Below are 21,863 nucleotides of genomic sequence, written 5' to 3'. Positions count from 1 at the left end.
TCAATTGGTTTAAATATCCCTTATTGGAGGCAAACCGTGGCTAAACGTCGAGTCGTCGTAACTGGCTTAGGAATGTTGACGCCGCTAGGTAATGATGTGCAATCTACCTGGCAAGGCTTATTAGATGGTAAAAGTGGTATACAAAATATAACCCACTTTGATACATCAAAATTTGGTACTAAATTCGCTGGACTCATAAATGACTTTGATGCAACTGCATACATGTCGGCGAAAGATACTAAAAAAATGGACTTATTTATTCAGTACGGCATTGCAGCGGGTGTTCAAGCCTTTCAAGACTCAGGTCTTGAAGTTACTGAACAAAACGCAACACGTATTGGTGTTGCTGTAGGTTCAGGCATTGGTGGATTAACCCTAATTGAAGAAAACCATATAAAGCTACTTAACAGTGGCCCACGTAAGCTTTCTCCATTTTATGTGCCATCAACCATTATTAATATGATCTCGGGCCATTTATCAATGATGCATGGTTTACGTGGTCCTAATATTTCTATTGTGACGGCATGTACTACAGGCCTGCACAATATTGGCCATGCAGCGCGTATGATTGCTTACGGCGATGCCGATGCGATGGTTGCCGGTGGCGCAGAAAAAGCCTGTACACCTATTGGTATGGGTGGCTTTAATGCTGCACGTGCGCTTTCTACCCGTAACGACGACCCACAAGCTGCGTCGCGTCCGTGGGATAAAGACCGCGATGGTTTTGTACTATCTGATGGTGCAGGTGTTGTTGTAGTAGAAGAATATGAACACGCTAAAGCCCGTGGCGCTAAAATTTATGCTGAGCTTGTTGGCTTTGGTATGAGCGGTGATGCGTATCACATGACCTCGCCACCGGAAGACGGTGCAGGTGCGGCACTTGCTATGCAAAATGCATTAAACGATGCACAAGTAAATGCAGACCAAGTTGGTTACATTAACGCACACGGTACATCAACTAATGCAGGCGACAAAGCCGAAACGCAAGCTGTTAAAACTATTTTTGGCAGTGCAGCGCAAGATGTAATGGTAGGCTCGTCTAAATCGATGATGGGACACCTATTAGGTGCAGCGGGTTCTGTAGAGTCTATTATTTCTATTTTATCGCTGGCCGATCAAAAAGTATCGCCCACCATTAACCTAGACAACCCAGATGAAGGCTGTGACTTAGATTACATAGCCCACACTGCACGTGATGCAAAACTCGACTTTGCATTGTGTAACTCATTTGGTTTTGGTGGGACTAATGGCTCGTTGCTATTTAAAAAGGTATAATCCTTTTTAACAACGAACCACATTATAAGAGCTCAGTTGTTTAACTGGGCTTTTTTTATGCAAGCCATTCAATATGCAAACAATAATAACAACCGATGATACAAGTGCGATTAATACACGCGATAGAGGCCTTAACTACGGTGATGGTTTTTTTACCACAGCCAAAGTAATTGCTGGGCAAGTAGAGCACTGGCAGTACCATAAAGCACGTTTGGTAGAATGCGCAGAACGCTTAGCGTTTCCTGCAATTAACTTTACTGAGCTTGAGCAACATATTGCAAAGGCGATTACTGGCTGCCAATTAAATGTGCTTAAAATAGTGATCACCCGCGGAGAAGGTGGGCGAGGCTATGGATTGCCGCAACACACCCATTTAACCATTTTAATTACCGTGTTAGGGTTTCCACAAAGCTACCCAGCATTAGCTAAATCAGGGGTGAGTTTAGCCCTAAGCCCAATAAAATTAGCAGCCCAACCTTTATTAGCCGGTTTAAAAACACTTAACCGACTAGAACAAGTGCTGATTAAAAATGCCATGGCAAAACAGCAATGTGACGATGTTTTAGTACTCGATCATCAAAACAATGTGATTGAAGCCTCGGCAGCTAATATTTTTGCTATTAGTGATAATAAGGTATATACGCCAAGCCTTGAGCAATGCGGTATTAAAGGGGTTTATCTGCAATCGTTATGTGATAAATTAGCGGTTGAATTTAAGCAAGTAAGCCTAAATGAATTAACCCAAGCTAGTGCTGTATTTATTTGTAATAGCTTAATGGGCGCTGTGCCCGTTAGTCGTATAGAACAACATACATTTAATGTTGAACAAAGCATGTGTTTATTAAATGAATTATTAGCCAAGGAGGCTAAGTGTTAAAAGTTATTTTATCGGTATTATTGTTAGCTTTAGTTACAACGCTAGTAGGGTATCAGCAATTACAAGCAACAATAACTAGCCCGCTAAATATAACAACGCCTACCCAGTTTGAAGTTAAAAAAGGCATGGGCTTTAACCAGCTATGTAAACAATGGCAAGCTAATAATTGGTTAAAAAGCTGCTGGCGTTACCAAGTAATTGCAAAGCTTGACCCAACACTAACCGACTTAAAAGCCGGCTTGTACGAGCTAACGAATACAAGCGTTATTAATAATATAAAAAAAATAAACAACGGTGAGCAAATCAGTTTTAGCTTTACTATTATCGAAGGGCAAAACTTACGCGAAGTGATAGCAGCCATTAGTAGTGCGCCGCATCTAACTAATAACTTAAATACAGAGCAACTGGCGCAGCAAATAGTAGGAGAAAAAGGCCATTTAGAAGGGTGGCTGTTTCCAGATACGTATCATTATCACAGCGGTGATACTGCCAGTAGTTTATTAAAACGTGCGGCCGTTAAAATGCAGCAAACACTTGAGCAAGCATGGTCACAACGTGCAGAAAACCTACCGTATAAAAACGCATATGATGCACTTATCATGGCCTCTATTATCGAAAAAGAAACGGGCCTTGCCAGTGAGCGCCCGTTAATAGCCGCTGTATTTATAAATAGATTAAACGCAAATATGCGCCTACAAACCGATCCCACCGTAATATATGGCCTAGGGGAGAGTTTTGACGGTGACATTAAACGAAAAGATTTACGCGATTACACACCCTATAATACGTATCGCATTAAAGGGCTGCCGCCAACACCCATTGCCATGCCCTCAAAAGCGGCTATTTTAGCAGCGCTTAATCCGCCTAAAACACAGTATGTTTATTTTGTGGCGAAGGGCGATGGCAGTCACCAGTTTTCAACCACGTTAAAGCAACACAACGCGGCAGTTAAAACGTATATATTAAATAAAACGAATTAAACTTTATATGAAACCAAAATTTATTGTTATTGAAGGCCTTGAAGGCGCAGGTAAATCAACGGCTATTTCGTTATGCCAAGACTTTTTAAATAAAAAACAAATAGACTTTATTAACGTACGCGAGCCTGGTGGTACACCGCTTGCCGAGTCTTTACGTACTTTAGTAAAAGCCGAGCATGAAGAAGACATAGCCTTTGAAACCGAACTACTTATTATGTACGCAGCTCGCTCGCAGCTTATGCATAATGTAATTAACCCGGCGCTTGATAAAGGGCAGTGGGTATTAGCAGATCGCCACGATTTATCATCTCAAGCGTATCAAGGTGGTGGGCGCGGCATTAGCGCTAATACGTTAGCGTCTTTGTCGTCTATGGTATTAAAAGGGTTAAAACCTGATTTAACCATTTACCTAGATATAGACCCCGTAATAGGCCTTGAGCGTGCTAAAGGCCGTGGAGAGCTTGATAGAATTGAGCAAGAAGCCATTGAGTTTTTCCAGCGCACGCGCATGCGTTATGTTGAGCTGGCAAATGACGATAGCTCAATAAAAACCGTAGATGCCAACCAAAGTATTGATAAAGTTCACCGCGATATAATCAATGTACTGCGCACCTTTTTTGAAGGGTTAAAATAACATGGCATTGCCATGGCTTAATAACGTAGAGCAACAGCTTGCGCAAAGTTATAAAGCGCAGCGTTTTCATCATGCACAATTGTTATGCGGGCCAAAAGGCGTTGGTAAGTTTGAGCTAAGCGAGCAATTAGCTAATAGCTTATTATGTCAAAATATTAATACCCATATGCAAAGCGAAGGTAGCAAGTTAGCCCCGTGCGGGCAGTGCAAAAGTTGCTCATTAACACTTGCGGGTAACCACCCTGATAAACGGCTAACGCAAGTTGAAGGGCAAAGCATTGGTGTTGACGATATTCGTGCGATAAGCGATTTTATGAACCACTCTGCTGCGCAAAATGGTAATAAAGTGGCCATTATTGAAAACTGTGAAAAAATGACCACGGCAGCAGCAAACGCGTTATTAAAAACCTTAGAAGAGCCCAGTAATAGCCGTTTTTTAATTTTAACCACAAGCCACACTGCGCAGTTACCTGCCACCATTTTAAGCCGCTGTGCTAAAACAGACATAAAAGTCGTAAACCCAGAAGCGGCTAAAACCTGGTTAGCCGATTTAAATATTAGTGACTATGTGTGGCTGCCTTTATTTTATACGCAACCACTTTTAATTAAACAGTGGCAAGCGCAAGAGCAGCTTCAACACATTGATACTTTATATAAATTTGCAACTGAGTTTAAACAAAGCCATAATTTTAGTCCGCTTGTAAATATTATAAACAAACAACCTGAGCTAATACGCATTTTTACATTATTTTTAAGCGAGCAATTAAAACAGCAGCTTATAATGGGTTTAAGCTTTGACGCGTACCAAAGTGCTCAGCAAGCGTTGAATGAATTTTTACAAAATAGCACAGAGGTACTCGGGCTTAATTTACCTCTAGCAGTGTCGCGTTTAGCGCATGCCCTGCGTAACATTTAATAGGAATACATATGCAAGAGCTTTTAGTTGATGTAGATAACCTTGACGAACTTTATCGTTGCTACATGCCTTATTTAAAAAAAGGCGGCCTATTTGTACGTACCAATATGCGTTACGAAATCGGCTATTCTTTAGCGCTCAGAGTGACTTTACCTGATGCGCTAGAAGATGACGTGGTAACGGGTAAAGTTGCCTGGATCACACCACAAGGCGCACAAAGCTCTAACCCACCAGGTATAGGCATTAGCTTTTTAGATGATAAAACAAATTTAAACGCTAAAATCGAAAAGCTATTAGGCACTATGTTAAACTCTGGTAATCCTACATATACCATGTAGTTTTAAACGCATTTGCTTAATAGTGATATGCATAAAGCAGCCGGTTAGCGAGCGCTTAACCCTCGTTAACTTGCAATACTAACTTGCTTATTCCAACTCGTTTAATACCCATTCGCTTACTTAAGTGATTTACTTTGAGGCTGGAAAAACGTGTTGATAGCTAGGTAAAAAATTCGCTATTTAGTTATTCTCGGCAATTGCTCTGCATTCATGCAGTCGTAAATGAAAATTTTTTATCGCAGGCAGCGACACGTTTAGCTTCGCAAAATGATTAGGTATTATTGCAAATTGGTATAACTAAGTATTTTGCAGGTTAGTATAATTTAACACCCAAAACCATACAGGCCGTATAGTGATTGTAGATTCTCATTGCCATTTAGATCGTCTTGATTTTGACAAATTAGATTTAAACCTAGATCAAGTACTCGACAACGCCCGCGCAAAGCAAGTAGAGCACTTTTTATGTGTAAGTGTAACGCTTGATCAATTTCCAAGCATGCTTGAAAAAATTAAACATTACGACGATGTATCGGCATCGTGTGGCGTGCATCCGCTTGATCAAAAAGATGCCCTTAATAAACAGCAACTCATTGATTTAGCATCGCATGAAAAAGTAGTCGCGATTGGCGAAACAGGCCTAGATTACTATTATTCAAAAGACACGCATGCAGTACAACAAGCCAGTTTTGTTGGCCATATTGAAGTAGCAAACGAACTACAAAAGCCACTGATTATTCATACCCGTGACGCCAGAGCCGATACCATTAACTTAATGCGTGAGCACAAAGCAGAAAACTGCGGTGGCGTACTGCACTGTTTTACCGAAGATTGGGATATGGCCAAAAAAGCGATTGATATGGGGTTTTATATCTCAATTTCAGGCATTGTTACCTTTAAAAATGCCGTAGAGCTTAAAGAAGTTGTAAAACAAATCCCACTCGATAGATTACTCATCGAAACAGACTCGCCTTATTTAGCACCTGTGCCGTACCGTGGAAAAACAAATCAGCCTGCGTATGTAGAAGATGTTGCCTACTATATTAGTGAGCTTAAAGGTATTAGCTTTAACGAGCTTGCAAAAGCAACAACGGATAACTTTTATTCACTTTTTAAATTAGCAGCAAAAGGCTAACACATGACTACTCAATCGGCGCAACTCCCACTTTTATTAATGGGGCCTATGGTGCGCCGAGCTGAGCAAAGTGGTATATGTATACAGTTTGCTACTTCACGCCCTGGCAATTGCCAAATCACACTTGAAAACCAACAAAGCTACAGCGAGCAGCAAAGCATTGCATTAGGTAAACACCTTTACCTGCATTTTATAATTATAAAACCTGTTGATAGCCAGTTTCCGCTCGACACATTATTAGCTTATACACTGCATATTAACGAGCAAAAAATTGACTTAACTCCTTGGTGCTTTGAAGGGCAAGCAGCGCCTTCGTTTGCAATTGCCAATAAGCTTACGCATATTTTACATGGCTCGTGTCGCAACGCACATCACCCCGCAAAAGACAGCTTAGTATCAGCAAGTGAATGGCAAAATACCCAGCGCAGTAATAAACTGCAGGGCGCACAGCTTTTACTGCTTAGCGGAGACCAAGTTTACGCCGATGATGTTGCCGGCCCTATGCTATTGGCTATTCATCAGCTAATAGATGCATTAGGACTTTATAAAGAGCAACCGCTTGAGCTCAATTTACCAGCAGATATAAATGAGCAGCTTTTTAACCGCCATCATTACTTACCAAAAACGCCATGGCAAAAACGTTCAAAATTGGGCGTTGGGTACTGGCTAAAAAAAGACGAGCCTCATTTTTCTAGCGTAAAAGCGCATAATCACTTAATTCACTTTGAAGAATTTATAGCGCTGTATTTACTTAACTTTAGTGCCGCCGCGTGGCAATGCGTTGATATTAAAAATAGCCATTACACACAAGGCAATGAAAAAAATAACACCATTTTTAACGCCGAAAAAAAGGCGTTAATTGACTATGCAAAAGGCTTAAATCGCGTAGAGCGTTTATTTGCTAATGTATCTACCTTGATGATGTTTGACGATCACGATGTTACCGATGATTGGAACCTAACAGCAGGGTGGGAGCAAGCTATAAATCAAAACCCAAGTAGTAAACGCATCATTAATAATGGGCTAATAAGTTATTGGCTATTTCAAGGGCTGGGCAACGACGCGCTACATAAAACCGGCGCGCTTATAGATGATTTTAAACAAAGCCGTAACGCCAACAATAGTTGGCAGTTTAAAGATTTTGATAAGCCTCTGAACGAATTTAACTATTGGCATTATGAGCTTACCACCACGCCTAAAGTAGTTGTGCTTGATACCCGCACACACCGCTGGCGTAACGAAAGTAACTTTAATGAACCCTCAGGCTTACTTGATTGGGAGCGCTTAACAGAGCTTGAAGAAAGCCTGCTGAGCCACAGCAAAGTAATTATTGTATCGCCAGCGCCAGTGTTTGGCGTTAAATCAATAGAAGCAATACAGGCGGCGTTTAATATGTGCGGCCAGCCGCTTATGGTTGATGTAGAAAACTGGATGGCACACGAAGGATCGGCCAAAAAACTGCTTGATACCTTTAGGCGTACAGACACACCTAACGAAACGCTTATTCTATCGGGTGATGTGCATTATTCTTTTTGTTTTTCGGTGCAAAAACGCTTTGGCGATCACCCAAACCGCATATGGCAGCTCACCGCCAGTGGTATTAAAAACGAATTTCCGCGTAAGCTAATTAATGTACTCGATAAGCTCGACTCAATATTATACGGCCCCAAAAGCCCGCTTAACTTTTTCACCAAACGCTGGCATATGGAAGTAGATAAACACCAAACCAAAGGTGAAGGCCAAAAGTACCTAGTAAGCGACTCAGCTATTAGTTTAATTACACTGAAGCAAGGAGATTTAGCGCGTTATCAACTAATCCACGGCGACGGCCACACCACCGAGTTTGATTTAGAAGAGCAGTAAAGCCGCGAAAAATTTGTTGAGTGAATTAAAAACCTTAATTGCACAAAGAGAAGCGAATGAGGAGTAAATGAGAAGACACAACTAATGCAGACATTTTACTTTGTTTATTACCACTCTAAAGCGGAGCGTCTCAAAACCTCTTTGTGAAAAATAACAAATTTCAATTGCACAAAGAGAACTGAATGAGGAGTAAATGAGAAAACACAACTAATCCAGGCATTTTATTTATCACGACTCTAAAGCGGAGCGTCTCTAAACCTCTTTGTGATTAAAATAATATAAAAATTTGCACAAAGAGAAGAGCATAAGGAGTAAATGAGAAGACATAACCAATCTAGGCATCTATTTATCACGACTCTAAAGCGGAGCGTCTCTAAACCTCTTTGTGATTAAAATAATATAAAAATTTGCACAAAGAGAAGAGCATAAGGAGTAAATGAGAAGTCACAACCAATCCAGACATCTTATTTATCACTGCTCTACAGTGGAGCGTCTCAAAACCTCTTTGTGAAAAATAACTAAGTTCAATTGCACAAAGAGAAGCGAATGAGGAGTAAAAGAGAAGACACAACTAATGCAAACATTTTACTTTGTTTATTACGACTCTAAAGCGTAGCGTCTCTTCACCTCTTTGTGAAAAAGTAACTTAAGCTAATTGCACAAAGAGAAGTGAATGAGGAGTAAATGAGAAAACACAGCTAATCCTGGCATTTTATTTACCACTACTCTAAAGTGGAGCGTCTCTAAACCTCTTTGTGATTAAAATAATATAAAAATTTGCACAAAGAGGAGTAAATGAGAAAACACAACTAATCCTGGCATTTTATTTATCACTACTCTAAAGCGCAGCGTCTCTAGACCTCTTTGTGCAAATATTTTTAAAAATAGCTATTTAAAATCACGCCCTCGCTTAACAACTATTTTATTACTTAAAATCGCCAAACATAATATAGCCATAAACAACATTGAATTAGCGCCTGCTTGGAGCGAATAATCTACCGACGAATGTAACAGCATATCTACAATAGCGATAGCACAACCAAAAGCCACGCCCTGAAATAACGCTGTTTTGCGTTTTCGCATGGTTTGAATACATAACCATAAGCAATATAAAATAAGCGCCCCTAAAGCTGATGTTACGGGTATACCTAGCTCTACAGCAAATTGAATATAGTCGTTATGAGCATTATCGTAATAGCCAGAGTACGGCTCAGATTGATACGCAGGGAAAGCTGTATAAAACGTACCGCCACCTGAACCCAATAAAGGCTTGTCGAGTATTAACGGGATTGAATCACGAACTACTTCATCACGTGTTTCAGATTGAATACTGGTTTCGCTTATACGTTGCTTTACTTTTTCTACATCAAATATTGCACCAATAATGATCAAATCAATTATAAAAAAACTAATAATAAGTAACTTAAACGCTTTAGGTTTTTTATTGTAAACAAACAAAGCCAACAAGCTAACAGCCATCAGTGCTATAAAAAAGGCTGAATTACCCATTCGACTGCGCGTTAAAATTAGCGCAATAATTATAATAATTAACGATATACGCAAAATTATTTTTGAGCTTAATAAAATCTCAGTCCAGGCGCGCAAAGTTTGTTTAAATGTAAGATCACTTGCATGACTACCTCGCTTTAATTCACTCACTAATACACCAATACCCAAACATAAGCATAGCGCTAAATAGTTAGCTAAAAAATTAGAGTAAGTAAACGTACCTATGGCGCGTTGCGTGTGCCTATATCCAAAAATAGGGCTAAGCATGTCAGGCGAAAGATTTAGGTAAGTTGCATACAAAGCCTGAAAAACACCCGCTGCAATAATGGTATAAATAAGCTTTTTTATACGCTCACTATTATTGCAATAAATAAATATAAGCCAACAAAAGCAAACCATAAAGCTCGTTTTTAACAGCATTTGTTTTGTTTGAAAGGGGTCTAAACTCACAGTAAAAAATTGCAAAGTACACATAGCGCATACTAATAATAAAGCAGAAATAATGGGTAAAGAATAGCGAGGAGGGTACAACGTTTGGTTATTTACAGCGCTATTAACTAGGTGAAAAACAAAGGTTATACAAATTAAAATACCCATTGCCATAATGGCCCAGGGTCGGTAGCTACCTAAAGGAAGGGGCAGCAAAAAAACAATTGCACACAGCAAAAAAAATATAAAACGATTCACAGCTTTCTCAAAAAAAACGAGCTAATAGTTAAACAATAGTGTTTAAAGTAAAAACGCAGCCATTAGGCTGCGTTTGTATTATAAAACTAGTTATTATTTAGTTGCCAACTTCAGAAATACCAGCGTCACCACCGGTACCGCCTGCGCCTTGAGGAACGGTTGTTGTAGGCAAGGTTACAATTACAAGGCCAGCTGGTGCTGTAGGCTCTGTAGGACCAGCTGCTGTTGCTTCTGACGCAATAGTTGCATCAACTCCAGCTGTTATTGCAGCAAGCGTTACAGCATCGCTATCAACGCCTGCAGTAACTAAGGCAGCTAAAAAATCAGAGATAAACGGGCTATCTGCGCCAATGGCTGCAATAACTGCATTCATAATTATATCAAGCTGCTCAGCAGAACACGTTCCATTAGCGATAGGTGAGTCTAAATCGACTGGGCCGGTATTTTGGCAAAGTTGCTCAATGGCTACTACTAGTTCTTCTTGTAACTCTTCTGAGGGGGTGTCAGCAGTCGCATTAGTTAAAATATTTATTAAAGTATCTAGGTTATCTGTTTGCACAATTACATCGTTGTCTGCTTGAGCATAAACAGGAAATGTTACAAAGCTCGAAGCGCCAACAAACAAGCTAGCAAGTATAAGTGATTTCATCTTGTGTCCCTTTAAGAGATTATCTAATTACAGAATTTTAGCGTATCAGCACAAAAAGTAAACTGTTTATTCGTGCTACTTTGTGTGGTTTTTATAACTTTCGAAGGCGGCATAATCAAATTACCTTGTACACCGTCACACCCTAGGTTTTCAAGCATGTGTAATGTTTCAGGTTTTTCAATTAAACAAGCTAGCACCTTTATACCAAAGCCATGACAAATATTATTAACTGTTTGAATAAAAAATTGGCTTTGGCTGTTATCTAGTAAGTCTTGTATGTAACTACCGTCTATTTTTACATACTCAATATCTAAGCCTTGCAAGTATCTAAACGAGGTAAGGCTAGTACCAAAATGTTCAACACATACATTAATGCCTATGTCTTTTATTATGTCTATATGTTGTGAAGCAATATGAACATTATAAAGCAAGCTAATCTCATGTAGTTCAAATAACAGATTAGTTTTTAAAACAGGTTTAGTATGGGCGTAAAGTGTTAACCATTCAATAAACTCAGTAGAGTATAATGATGCTTTACTTAAATTAAGCGCAAATACATCGTTTGGATATTGCTCTTTAACATTAACAAAATTACGAATTATTTTTTTGTCTAATTCTTCAGTCAAATTAAGCTTTTCGGCCATAGCAAACAAATGCCCGTTATTCACTTTCTCGTTTTCATGAATAAAGTGAGCAAATACCTCAAAATAGCATTGCTTATTTTGTGAGTTAGCACGTTTTACAGGTTGCACTGAAAAACTCACCTCACCTGATGCTAAAATAGACTGAATAAGTGAGCGCCACTGATTAACACTAAATAAAGTGTCTTTATCTATTTTATTATTGTTTGTGTCACCAATTGTACAGCCCGTGTCTAACGCTGATAATACGCGACCTACAGGCATTCCTTTTTCTACACTTACTAACGCAAAGTTAGCAAAGCCATTAACATGCAAACTATTTTTTTGCTGGCTAAATGCATCAGTAATTTCAAGGCGAGTTCTATTTAAAAAATCACTATCGTAGGGGGCAAGGGCAATAAAAGTACTGCCATTTAACCTAAACACTTTTGCATTAGTAAGCTCGCCAAACGTGGTTTTGAGTATGTTTGCCACTTCGTTTACGTGTTCATCACCGTCTTGATAACTTACCGTTTTATTAATGTTTGCAAGCGAGGGCAGGGTAATCATCATTGCAGTAATAGGTGTCTCGTCACTTATAGAGTCAACTACCGAGTTAAAATGGTTATCAAACGACTTTCGGTTACCTAAACCAGTTAAAGGGTCTATATATACTTCTTCGGTCAGGGCTTGTGTTTGCCTAGTAAGCGAGTCAAACGTACTTTGCAGGTTCATAACCATATTGTTAATGGCTTTAGTTACAGTGCGCAGCTCGCGCGCAACAGGTATTTCATCGTTGAGTGTAAAGCGCTTACGTGTAACTAGGTGGGCTTGGTTTTCTACAGCTCTAAGTGGTTTAAAAACAGCACGCAGTATTAAAAATGCAACAGCCAGTGACGCTACTAATAATAAAAACGATCCATAAAAGCTGCGTTTAGTATGCTCCCAAAGGGTTAGATACGACTGCCCAACATGGCTTGTTACTTCAAGCGTGCCCGCCATAATCCAGCCATTGTTTAGTTCAGACAGCCTAGTTGGCGCGTTTAGTTTAACTGCACTTATAAACCAATTAGGTACCGATTCAACACGCTTAGGGTTTACAAGTTCAAAAACCACCTCAGCCTGGGCATTAGTAAACTTTATTTGCTTATAATAACCTGAGTCAAAAATGGCCGTTGCCATTGTTTGAGCAATCATTATGCTGTCTTCTTCAAGGTAGGGCGAAATAGAAAGCCCTAAACTTGTGGCGGTATCTTGAGCGTGGCTGCCCATTTGGGTTTGCAAATACTGGCGAGTGGTATCTACATCGGTAACTACCCGAACACAAAAAGAAATTAATGAAATGACTATAATCAATCCATAAACTTGCGTTTTTAAACTCAAGCCATTTTTAAAAAAAGACGACATAACTAATAGTTCCTTTAACGTTATTCTATATGGGAGCTAGCTCACCTTGTTCAATTCGCTCTAGCATTGTATTCCAAGCAGATACACCACGGCTGTTTTTTACTTTGTTACCTAACCCCTTCGATTTAGCTAACCATAAACCTTGGCCATTAAAGCTGTATATTGGCGTTAAGTCAGGGCGCTGAGTGGCAGGCAAAAGCTTAGTATTAAAATTACCAAGTACATAAGGTACTTGGTTAGGTTGTTCAATGTAAATTAATACCATATGAGGCTGGTTAACCGTTTTTTGACGAACATACATTAACCGTATTTTTTCTTCAGGTAGGCCAAGGGCAATAAGTGTAAAATATTTGGCTATTACATAGTCTTCGCAGTCGCCCATACCAACACCTAAGCTTTCTAATGGTGTGGCCCAGTAATCTTTTTTTTGCCACAGTTCATCGTCAGATTTGTATTTAATATTTTTATTAAAAAAGTCATTAACGAGGTGGATTTTTTGCCACTCACTTTTATCGGCAGAGTCATCAATAAAGGTAAGCCAGTTTTTTATACGATTATGCCCGCTACCGCCGTATTGTTGTTCTGCACGCGCAATTATATCGCTATTACGTAAGTATAAAAGCATATCTTGTGCGCATACAAAAAACGACACTATTAATACAAGGCAATATTTTATGCGCACATGCTTCCTATAACAAAAATACCTTAAACAAACACACAGCAAGTATAGTGTTTTTAAATTTAAAAAGGTAGAGAAGGCGTATTTATATTTAAAGCCAAATAACGGCTTAGTATTTGCTAGGTATTTACAAATGGCTAAGCCGTATGCACTAAGTGCTATTTTAAGCAATAAAGCCATTTAATTTTGAGCTAAATGTTAAGGCTAATGTTTTAAAACAAGTTTATTGTTAGTGATAAACTTTATACTTTAAAAATATAAATGGTTGAGCTAAACCAAGATTACATTTTTATAAAATATATACATATGTTTATATTTTAATCTTGCATCATAATAAAGCATGTTTTGTTTATTTTGGTGCAACATAAAGTTAACAAAAAAACAAGCTCAAAGTACGCTTTTATTATTGAGTAGATTATTGTGTTGTGTATAATAAAAAAATCACACGGTGAGTGAAGTACGTAAGAAGGAGTTTAGCTTTTGCTAGCCCATTTTATGTGCTTTTACAAAGCAGATTAAAAAGGAATTAAAGTGAAAGTTTTAAAAGCAGTATTACCGGTTGCAGGTTTAGGTACGCGCATGTTGCCAGCGACCAAAGCCATCCCAAAAGAAATGCTACCATTGGTAGATAAGCCTCTCATTCAGTATGTAGTTAACGAAGCCGTAGCGGCGGGTATTAAAGAAATAGTACTTGTTACTCATGCATCAAAAAATTCAATAGAAAATCACTTTGATACCAGCTTTGAGCTAGAAGCCACGCTAGAGGCACGTGTAAAACGCAGCCTATTAGAAGAAGTTCGCTCTATTGTACCAAAAGACGTAACAGTTATTTCTGTACGCCAATCAGCGCCCCTTGGTTTAGGCCACGCAGTACTTGCAGCGCGTCCAATAGTGGGTAATAACCCGTTTGCGGTAATGTTACCCGATGTAATTATTGATAAATATAAATCTAATTCAAAAACTGACAACTTAAGTCAAATGATCGACCGCTTTGATAAAACAGGCCATAACCAAGTTATGGTAGAGCCCGTACCACAAGAGCAAGTGCACCAATATGGTGTAGTAGATTTAGCGGGTAAAAAAATAAAAGAAGGCGAAAGCGCCGCCATTAAAAACATGGTCGAAAAACCAAATAACGACGAAGCACCAAGCAACCTTGCCATTACGGGGCGTTATGTTGTATCTACGGCTATTTGGGACTTACTAGAATACACACCACCAGGTGCGGGCGGCGAAATACAGCTAACCGATGCACTACTTCAACTTCGTCACCTAGAAACATTAGAAGCTTATCACTTAAAAGGTAAATCACACGACTGTGGCTCTAAACTAGGTTATATGCTGGCAAATGTAGAATACGCTATGCAGTCTAGCCACATGGGCGAAGACTTCACTAAGCAAGTTAAAGAGCTACTTTCAAATTAAAGTAATTGTTTAACAAACTAATATCATTAGCAAAATCATATCAATAACAGAAGTAACTAATGTTTGCTTCTGTTATTTAGCGTGTAAAAACTATGTAAGTTGAGCATAGTAGGGATATATCAAATGAAATTTTTAGTAACAGGTGCAGCGGGCTTTATTGGCAATTTTGTGGCAGAGCGTTTATGTGATGCAGGGCACGAAGTTATTGGCCTTGATAATTTAAACGATTATTACGATCCCGCATTAAAATTAGCCAGGCTTGAACGCATTAAGCACTTAACAACCTTTCGTTTTGTAAAAATGGATTTGGCCGACAGAGATGGCATAGCTAAACTTTTTAGTGATGAAAAATTTGACCGCGTTATACATTTAGCTGCACAAGCAGGTGTTAGATACTCCATAGAAAACCCAATGGCCTATATAGATTCTAACTTAGTGGGTACAGCTACTATTTTAGAAGGCTGCCGACACAACAATGTTGAGCATTTAGTGTATGCATCATCAAGTTCTGTGTACGGTATGAACGAAAAAATGCCATTTTCTACAGATGATGCGGTTGACCACCCTGTATCGCTTTATGCGGCTACTAAAAAGTCGAATGAATTAATGGCACATAGCTATAGCCATTTATACGACCTACCAACAACAGGCTTACGCTTTTTTACTGTTTATGGCCCATGGGGTCGCCCAGATATGGCGCCATACTTATTTACCGACGCAATATTAAACGACCGTGAAATAAAAGTGTTTAATAACGGTAAAATGAAACGCGACTTTACATACATAGACGACATTGTTGAGGGCATAATTCGTATTCAAGATGTAGTACCAGTTCGCAATCCTAATAATAGCAACACCTCTCCAGAATCAAGCAAAGCGCCGTACCGTGTATTTAACATTGGTAATAACGAGCCAATAGCGTTAATGACCTTTATAGAGTCAATTGAAAAAGCGGCAGGTAAAGTAGCAGATAAAAACTATATGCCAATGCAAGCAGGTGATGTACCGGCAACATTTGCCGACATAGATAGCTTAAATGCAGAGGTAGGGTTTAAGCCTAATACTAATATTGAATACGGTATGCAGCAGTTTGTAGATTGGTACCGTAGCTATAATTCTACGAAATAATTATGAAATGCATATTTATAGGCGGAGCAGATAGAAGCGGCACTACAATGTTAGCGTCGCTGCTTTCAAATATTGAACAGAGTGTAGTAACACCTGAGTCATTATTTAAAACTGAAATTCCATTTCAGCAGCCTTTATGCACAAAAAGTTACTGCAATAGCTTAGAAGAAAACTTAAGGTTTAAACAATGGCAGCTCGATATTTCAGAGCTTAAAGCGCAGTCACATAACGGGTACCGAGATTTTTATAAAGACTTAGTTAAACTGTATCAGGGAGGTGAAAATGTTCATTACTGGATTGATCACTCTCCAAATAACCTTGCACATTCAAAACTATTAAACTCTGTTTTTGATGACTGTTATTTTATTCATATAGTTAGGGATGGAAGGGCTGTAGCGCAATCTCAAATTCCTTTGGAGTGGGGGTCTAATACGTATTTAGATGCAGCAAAAGCATGGCAAAATAAGCTTTTATATGGATTTATTACCCAAAGTTTATTCCCAAGTAAAACTATTATGGTTAGGTACGAAGACTTACTCACTAATAGTGAGGCCGAACTTAAAAAAATACACACTTTTTTAGGTAATCCAAACACAAAAAACGAATTAAATATTAAAAATAACTTTTTACCAGAATTTACTAAAAATCAGCATTCTTTGGTGGGGAAAAAACCTGATGTAACCCGAGCGTATGCGTGGAAAAAAAAGCTTACTCTGCAAAATATAGCTGACTTTCAATATTATGGTCAGAACACGTTAGAACTACTCGGCTATGAAATTGTTAGAACAGATAACGTAAAAGTGACAAAGCTGAGGGTCGCAAAGGAATATTTAAGAGAAATGTGGATAAAAAAAATCTTGAATCCTAAAAAATACAAAGAAAAAAGAAATATATGTCCTTAAATAAAAAAATAATTAAAGGCTCGCTTTGGAGTTGGATCGGTAGTGTAGGTTATCAGTTATCTGGTTTAATTATTTTTATAATACTATCAAGGATGTTGTCTCCAGTTGATTTTGGTACCGCCGCTTTAGCTATCGTATTTGTGGAGTTAACTAAAGTATTAGTCACATTTGGCCTCGACCAAATTGTTATTCGTACTGCTGCAAATGAGGAAAACGAAGTACAAAATAACGTGTTTAAAAGTACACTACTTTTAGGTGTTATTACTAGTTTAATTTTTATTATAGGCGCGCCTTATTTAGAGTTAGCCTTTGAAGCACCAGGGTTAGCCGTATCTTTACATATACTAAGTATTATACCTATTATGCAGTCGCTTACGACTGTACCAAACGGTATTTTAAGGCGTTTATTTAAATTTAAGGCTTTAGCTTTAAGATTACTGGTTTCTTCACTTATTGCAGGTGGGGTGGCTATATATTTAGCTTATCATGGCTACGGTTTTTATAGTTTGATCATTCAAAAAGTAATTACAGTAGTGTTAGAGCTGATTTTAGTATGGAAGTCTGTTAAATGGCGCCCTAGCTTTACATTTCATTCCGTTAAAATATTATCTACGCTCAAACAAGGTAAGCCAATTGTCTTAACCTCACTCATTGGTCAAGGCATATTTCGGTTTGTAGAATTATTAATTGGGTATTTTTTAGGGGTTGCAGCGCTAGGTATTTTTAAAATAGCAGGTAAATTACTTGATGCGATTGTGCAGTTTACGATTAAGCCTATAGTAGATGTATCATTTTCTGCTTTTGCTAAGTTAAAAGATACACCCGATAAATTACAAGACTGTTATTTAAATTTTATTTCTACGTGTGCTCTGTTTTCGTTTCCGGCGTTTTTTGGAGCGTTAGTGATTGGCCCTGAAATGGTAAATTTGATTTTTGGTGCACAGTGGGAAAAAAGCGGGGTTGTTTTTTCAATTTTATGTTTAAGTGGTATTAGTGCTTCGTTAAATTACTTTTTTTCTCAATATTGTCACGCAACAGGGAACTCAAACATTCCATTTAGAATACGCATCTTTGAGTTTTTTACAGTTATATCCCTTGTCGGTATATTTTCGCAGTTGTCGATTTATTACGTGGCGTATTCCACTGTAGCTGTTGCAACGGTAATCTGTTTAATAATGATGGCCATTTTAAGGCAAAAGTTCTTGTTTTCCTTAACTGACGTTTTTAACAGACTTTTTCCATCGTTTGTTTCATCTTTATTTATGGCCGGTATTATTTATTTTGGTGTAAAAAATCAGCTTCATAATTTTAGTCCATTAGTAAAAATTATAGTAAGTGGTAGTGTGGGGGCTATTACTTATATACTTATATATAAATTACTCTTTCCAAAGGACGTTTCGAATTTAATGCAAAATATAAAAAAAATACGCTCTTAAAATTAAGAATATAATTCCAACTAATATATTTTAATAGGAAATAAAATGAGGTTAACGAGCCTAGATTTTTTGAGGGCAATGGGAGCGATTTTTATAGTTGTGTCGCATTCACACGGTCTAATAAGAAAGCGTTTTGAAGCATTAGGTTATAATGATCATTTTTGGCAGGTTGAACAAGGCTATACAAAAATTTTTGGTGCTATGGGTGTGGGTTTGTTTTTGGTTTTATCGGGTTTTTTTGCTTTTTATACCACTTGGAATAAAAGTAATAATGGCTTAGATTTTATTAAAAAAAGAGTAATACGAATTTATCCAACCTGGTGGTTTGCATTATTTTGTGTTATTTGCCTTTCTCTTGTACCTGGTAGCTCGGCAAGTTATAGCGCATATCAAATTTTTAACTCTATTCTATTAAATCCAATATATATAGATGGTGACATAAAACCAATATTAGAAATTGGTTGGACACTACATTATATTGTTTTTTACTATGCGGTAATTGCTTTATTAATGCTTTTCAATATAAGTTCCTTAAAAATTTTATCTCTATTAACAGTGCTATTTATATTTTTATCATTAATAGGTTTATTAATAGATTTTAAAACTCCTATATTAGCGGTGATTACAAATCCTCGCACTTTGTCTTTTGCTTTAGGTGGTTGGCTAGCATTTTTTGTAATTACCAAAAAAGAGGGCTTAGCTTGGATCCCAGCATATACCTATATCACGCTTAGTTTGCTTCTTGCTTTTATAATTGCTTTTGTATTTATAGATGCGTGGCGCTTAAATATGCCAACCTTAATCAGTCGAAGCAGTATTGCTGTATTAATCATTGCTTTATTTGTTTTTCATCCAAGGTTAAAAAATATCCGCTATGGTAAATTTTTTAAAGTTATAGGAGAGGCATCTTACTCAATCTATCTTTTTCATATGTTTCCTTTAATGGTTCTTTCTGGCCTTTGGAAGCGGGGAATTTTGCTGCCTCCAAGCTCTATTTCTCCTGTTATAACTTGGGCTGTTATTATAGCTTTAGGGGTAGTAGGGGGGGTTGTGGCACATTATATTTTTGAAAAACCCGTATTTAATTTACTAAAGAATAAACTTATTACAAAAAGTCTTAATAACAAGGATGTAACTAAAGCTATATGAAAATTTTAATGCTTACTTGTCAATATATGCCAGATGTATTTGGCGGGGCTGAAAAACAGTGTGGGCGCGTTTCTAAAGGGATACAAGCACAAAACTTGGATGTACAAATTTTAACATCTCGGCAAAAAATCGCAGGTAAAGCAAAAGAGGTAATGAACGATGTACCTGTAACACGTTTATATTCACCTGTAGGCCCCGATTTACTTGGGCGTTGGCTACCTTTTTCGATTTATTGGCTATTAAGAGTACTTATTTGGGCGGCATTTAATAAAAATAGTTTTGATATTATACATTGCCATCAGGGGAAGTTTGGCGCATTTGTAGGTTGTTGTATAGCACGTTTATTTAACAAACCCATATTAATAAAAGTAGGTAACTCTAACCAATTTATGGATTTTAATGCGTTAAAGGCCAAAAAGGTTGTTGGGCCTTTAATGGCCAAGTTTGTACTTAATACCAACCCCACAGTTGTTGCCATATCTGACGTAATTGCTAAAAACTGCAAAGCATTCGGCTTTAAACACATTGTTAATATACCTAACAGTATAGATAAAAGCTTATTAAGCAGTGATTACAGCGAAGTTAAAAGTGTAGATAGCTCAAAACTAAACCTATTTTATCATGGCCGGTTAGAGCAAATAAAGAAAGTAGATGTATTAATGGAGTCGTTTGCTTTGCTTGCATGTAAAGACGAACAAGTACATTTTCATTTAATTGGCAGTGGTAGCTGTTTAGAGCCAGCAAAAAAATATATTACCGCTAATAACTTACAAAATAGAGTAACCTTCTACGGCGAAGTACAAGACCCCGTAAACTTTATAAGGCAGTTTGATATTTTTGTTAATGCATCAGAGGCCGAGGGTTTTTCTAATTCATTATTAGAGGCATTATTAGCAGGAAAAGTGTTAGTGTCGACCCCTGTAAGTGGGGCTAGCGATGCAATTTTTACAGAAAAAAACGGTTATATTGCAACTGGATTTAGCGCGCAAGATATCACTAAAGCAACTGAGTTAGGAATAAAGTTGCACAAACAAAACAAAGGTGAGGTTGCAGCTTTTTCAGAGCAATTAATAAACGCTAATTTTACTGTTGATGTTATTGCAAAAGAATACGTAAAACTTTATAAAAAAATATATGGAGCTTCTTAATGAAGGTTTTAATAGGGATGACCCGTTCAGATACAATAGTATCTGGCTCGTTTAAACATATTTGCCAAATAGGTGAAAAGTTTAGAGACGAGGGCGCAGAGGTTGTTTATGCCTTAGGTGGCAATGGCGAGGCTATAACAAAATTACGCACGGCTGGTTTTAAGGTACATGAATTAACAAACTTAAAAAGAGATTTAAGCCCGCTAAGCGATTTATTGTCGCTAATTAAACTAATGTGGATCATTATTAAAGAAAACCCCAAAGTTTGCTCTTGGCATACAGCTAAAATAGGTGCCCTGGGGCGAATTGCTGCTATGTTTACTTTTAAGCGCTCTTATTATGTTCCTCATGGTGTGCCTTTTGTTAATACACCTGAAAATAAAGGCTTTAAAAAATATCAGTGTCTTGAAAAACTTCTGTCTTATTTACCTTCTAAAATTATTGGCGTGTGTGAGTTTGATAAAAATGAATATTTACGTATTGGCGTACCCAATAAAAAATTATTGGTAATACGTAACGGCATGTTAGGGAAGTCGAGCGATATGTGGGAGCTAAATAATAACCCGGTACATTTTATCACTGCTGCCCGCTTTGAAGACCAAAAAGATTACACCACGTTAGGAAAGGCCTGCGACACCTTATTAAAGCAAAACAAGCCGTTTAAATTAAGTATTTATGGCGATGGCCAGTACGAGGCTAAAGTTAAAGCGTTGTTTGCACATTTTCCTGAAGGGGTTATAAATTTTTGCGGTGTGGTAGACAACTTTGCCGAAAAGTTAGCATTAGCCGACGTATTTATATTATCGAGCTTTTGGGAAGGCTTACCACGCAGTATTATTGAAGCCATGGCGTGTAAAAAGCCAGTGATAAGTTCAGACGTAGGGGGCTGCTCTGAGCTTATATTAGAAGGTGAGTCTGGCTTTTTAGTCCCAATACGTGACAATGCAACAATGGCAAGCGTAATGAGCGAATATATAAGCGATAAACAAAAAACGGTAGAGCATGGTGATAATGCTTATAAGTTGTATATGCAAAAATATTCTCTACCAGTAATGCTAAATAATTATGCACATGAATATGGCGTAATAAATATGAGCGAAAAAAATTAA

At 37.9% G+C, this 21,863-nt stretch carries 19 protein-coding genes; 15 read left to right on the top strand and 4 right to left on the bottom strand.

The genetic code is table 11. The features are described from left to right. Nucleotides 1–36 precede the first annotated feature (36 nt). From fabF to NQT65_RS03720, 8 genes are all read left to right on the top strand, one after another. A complete protein-coding gene (gene fabF, locus NQT65_RS03755; RefSeq protein ID WP_004587691.1) occupies nt 37–1,275 on the top strand; it encodes a beta-ketoacyl-ACP synthase II in 1,239 nt (412 codons plus the stop codon). A 73-nt stretch (nt 1,276–1,348) separates the two neighbouring features. Next, a complete protein-coding gene (pabC, locus tag NQT65_RS03750; RefSeq protein WP_256850539.1) occupies nt 1,349–2,152 on the top strand; it encodes an aminodeoxychorismate lyase in 804 nt (267 codons plus the stop codon). Next, entirely contained in the window at nt 2,146–3,132 is a 987-nt protein-coding gene (gene mltG / locus NQT65_RS03745; RefSeq protein ID WP_126006628.1) for an endolytic transglycosylase MltG, read from the top strand. The genes pabC and mltG overlap by 7 nt, the downstream gene beginning before the upstream one ends. Nucleotides 3,133–3,139: 7 nt before the next feature. Beyond that, nucleotides 3,140–3,766, top strand: coding sequence for a dTMP kinase (gene tmk, locus NQT65_RS03740; RefSeq protein ID WP_256850538.1), 627 nt, complete (start codon nt 3,140–3,142; stop codon nt 3,764–3,766). 1 nt (nt 3,767) lies between these two features. Further along, a complete protein-coding gene (locus NQT65_RS03735; RefSeq protein WP_256845870.1) occupies nt 3,768–4,682 on the top strand; it encodes a DNA polymerase III subunit in 915 nt (304 codons plus the stop codon). Between the two features lie 11 nt (nt 4,683–4,693). Next, nucleotides 4,694–5,020, top strand: coding sequence for a PilZ domain-containing protein (locus NQT65_RS03730; protein WP_004587696.1), 327 nt, complete (start codon nt 4,694–4,696; stop codon nt 5,018–5,020). 352 nt (nt 5,021–5,372) lie between these two features. Continuing rightward, the gene (locus NQT65_RS03725) at nt 5,373–6,152 is read left to right on the top strand and encodes a TatD family hydrolase (RefSeq protein WP_029773701.1); all 780 of its coding nucleotides are present in this window, start codon (nt 5,373–5,375) and stop codon (nt 6,150–6,152) included. Between the two features lie 3 nt (nt 6,153–6,155). Beyond that, complete coding sequence (locus NQT65_RS03720; RefSeq protein WP_256850537.1) at nt 6,156–8,015, top strand: alkaline phosphatase D family protein; 1,860 nt, start codon at nt 6,156–6,158, stop codon at nt 8,013–8,015. 888 nt (nt 8,016–8,903) lie between these two features. On the opposite strand, the gene NQT65_RS03715 is transcribed toward NQT65_RS03720, so the two are convergent. The 4 genes from NQT65_RS03715 to NQT65_RS03700 form a co-directional block, all read right to left on the bottom strand. Continuing rightward, complete coding sequence (locus tag NQT65_RS03715; protein WP_126006636.1) at nt 8,904–10,211, bottom strand: O-antigen ligase family protein; 1,308 nt, start codon at nt 10,209–10,211, stop codon at nt 8,904–8,906. Nucleotides 10,212–10,308: 97 nt separating this feature from the next. Beyond that, complete coding sequence (locus tag NQT65_RS03710; protein WP_126006638.1) at nt 10,309–10,860, bottom strand: hypothetical protein; 552 nt, start codon at nt 10,858–10,860, stop codon at nt 10,309–10,311. Nucleotides 10,861–10,883: 23 nt separating this feature from the next. Then, nucleotides 10,884–12,887, bottom strand: coding sequence for a bifunctional diguanylate cyclase/phosphodiesterase (locus tag NQT65_RS03705; protein ID WP_126006640.1), 2,004 nt, complete (start codon nt 12,885–12,887; stop codon nt 10,884–10,886). A 25-nt stretch (nt 12,888–12,912) separates the two neighbouring features. Continuing rightward, the gene (locus NQT65_RS03700; RefSeq protein WP_276537790.1) at nt 12,913–13,512 is read right to left on the bottom strand and encodes a transglutaminase-like cysteine peptidase; all 600 of its coding nucleotides are present in this window, start codon (nt 13,510–13,512) and stop codon (nt 12,913–12,915) included. Between the two features lie 585 nt (nt 13,513–14,097). Between NQT65_RS03700 and galU the strand changes: the two genes are divergently transcribed. The 7 genes from galU (at nt 14,098) to NQT65_RS03665 (ending at nt 21,863) form a co-directional block, all read left to right on the top strand. Beyond that, nucleotides 14,098–14,991 carry a UTP--glucose-1-phosphate uridylyltransferase GalU gene (gene galU / locus NQT65_RS03695; RefSeq protein WP_126006644.1) on the top strand — a complete coding sequence of 298 codons (894 nt, stop codon included), beginning with the start codon at nt 14,098–14,100 and terminating at the stop codon, nt 14,989–14,991. 123 nt (nt 14,992–15,114) lie between these two features. Further along, on the top strand, nt 15,115–16,119 hold the full coding sequence (locus tag NQT65_RS03690; RefSeq protein ID WP_126006646.1) for an NAD-dependent epimerase: 1,005 nt from the start codon (nt 15,115–15,117) through the stop codon (nt 16,117–16,119). A 2-nt stretch (nt 16,120–16,121) separates the two neighbouring features. Beyond that, the gene (locus NQT65_RS03685; protein WP_126006647.1) at nt 16,122–17,021 is read left to right on the top strand and encodes a sulfotransferase family protein; all 900 of its coding nucleotides are present in this window, start codon (nt 16,122–16,124) and stop codon (nt 17,019–17,021) included. Beyond that, a complete protein-coding gene (locus NQT65_RS03680; protein WP_126006649.1) occupies nt 17,012–18,457 on the top strand; it encodes a lipopolysaccharide biosynthesis protein in 1,446 nt (481 codons plus the stop codon). Before NQT65_RS03685 ends, NQT65_RS03680 begins: the two co-directional genes overlap by 10 nt. Nucleotides 18,458–18,502: 45 nt before the next feature. Then, nucleotides 18,503–19,606, top strand: coding sequence for an acyltransferase family protein (locus tag NQT65_RS03675; protein WP_126006651.1), 1,104 nt, complete (start codon nt 18,503–18,505; stop codon nt 19,604–19,606). Continuing rightward, on the top strand, nt 19,603–20,754 hold the full coding sequence (locus NQT65_RS03670; RefSeq protein WP_126006653.1) for a glycosyltransferase family 4 protein: 1,152 nt from the start codon (nt 19,603–19,605) through the stop codon (nt 20,752–20,754). Before NQT65_RS03675 ends, NQT65_RS03670 begins: the two co-directional genes overlap by 4 nt. Next, nucleotides 20,754–21,863 (top strand): glycosyltransferase, encoded by a 1,110-nt coding sequence (locus tag NQT65_RS03665; protein WP_164521613.1) that lies wholly within the window; start codon nt 20,754–20,756, stop codon nt 21,861–21,863. The genes NQT65_RS03670 and NQT65_RS03665 overlap by 1 nt, the downstream gene beginning before the upstream one ends.

Origin of the sequence: Pseudoalteromonas agarivorans (genome assembly GCF_024518735.1) — a bacterium.
GTDB lineage: Bacteria > Pseudomonadota > Gammaproteobacteria > Enterobacterales > Alteromonadaceae > Pseudoalteromonas > Pseudoalteromonas atlantica.
This window is presented reverse-complemented; position numbering and strand designations above follow the sequence as displayed.